Below are 1,417 nucleotides of genomic sequence, written 5' to 3' on the forward strand. Positions count from 1 at the left end.
AGCCGACCCCCGCGATGTGCCCGGACTGCTCGCCGCCCAGCAGGTTGCCCGCGCCGCGGATCTCCAGGTCCTTCATCGCCACGTACATGCCCGCGCCCATCTCCGTGTGCTGCGCGATCGTGGCCAGCCGCTCGTGCGCGGTCTCCGTCAGCGGCTTCTCCGGCGGGTAGAGGAAGTACGCGTACCCCCGCTCCCGGCCCCGCCCGACCCGCCCGCGCAGCTGGTGCAGCTGGGAGAGGCCGAAGGTGTCCCCGCGCTCCACGATCAGGGTGTTGGCGTTGGCGATGTCGATGCCGGACTCCACGATCGTCGTGGAGACCAGCACGTCCCACTTCTTCTCCCAGAAGTCCACCACCACCCGCTCCAGCGCCGTCTCGCTCATCTGCCCGTGCGCGGTGGCGATCCGGGCCTCGGGCACGATCTGGCGCAGCCGGGCCGCGGCCCGGTCGATGGAGTCCACGCGGTTGTGGATGTAGAAGACCTGTCCCTCGCGCAGCAGTTCGCGCCGGATGGCCGCGCCGATCTGCCGCTCCTCGTACGGCCCGACGAACGTCAGCACCGGGTGCCGCTCCTCCGGCGGCGTGGTGATGGTCGACATCTCGCGGATGCCGGTGACGGCCATCTCCAGCGTGCGCGGGATGGGCGTGGCGGACATGGTCAGCACGTCCACGTTCGCCCGCAGCTTCTTCAGCTGCTCCTTGTGCTCGACGCCGAAGCGCTGCTCCTCGTCCACGATCACCAGGCCGAGGTCCTTGAATTTCACCTCCGAGGAGAACAGCCGGTGCGTGCCGATCACCACGTCCACCGCGCCCTCCCGCAGCCCGTCGAGCACCGCCCGCGCCTCCGCGTCGCTCTGGAAGCGGGACAGCGGCCGGACGGTCACCGGGAACTGCGCGTACCGCTCGGAGAACGTCCCGAAGTGCTGCTGCACCAGCAGGGTCGTCGGCACCAGCACCGCCACCTGCTTGCCGTCCTGCACGGCCTTGAACGCCGCGCGCACCGCGATCTCCGTCTTGCCGTAGCCGACGTCCCCGCAGATCAGCCGGTCCATGGGCACGGACTTCTCCATGTCCACCTTGACCTCGCCGATGGTGGTCAGCTGGTCCGGCGTCTCGGGGTAGGGGAAGGCGTCCTCCAGCTCCCGCTGCCAGGGCGTGTCGGGACCGAAGGCGTGGCCGGGGGCGGCCATCCGCGCCGAGTAGAGCTTGATCAGGTCGGCGGCGATCTCCTTGACGGCCTTCCTGGCCCGCGCCTTGGTCTTGGTCCAGTCCGCCCCGCCGAGGCGGTGCAGCGAGGGCGCCTCGCCGCCGACGTACTTGGTGACCAGGTCCAGCTGGTCGGTCGGCACGAACAGCCGGTCCCCGGGCTGCCCGCGCTTGGCCGGGGCGTACTCCACGACCAGGTACTCGCGGGTGGC

At 70.6% G+C, this 1,417-nt stretch carries 1 protein-coding gene; it reads right to left on the bottom strand.

Annotated features, from left to right (window positions below; genetic code table 11):
* Positions 1-1,417 (bottom strand): DEAD/DEAH box helicase (locus D7231_RS34710; RefSeq protein WP_120760338.1); only part of this gene is annotated, 1,417 nt, incomplete at both ends.

Origin of the sequence: Streptomyces klenkii, from assembly GCF_003626645.1 — a bacterium.
GTDB lineage: Bacteria > Actinomycetota > Actinomycetes > Streptomycetales > Streptomycetaceae > Streptomyces > Streptomyces klenkii.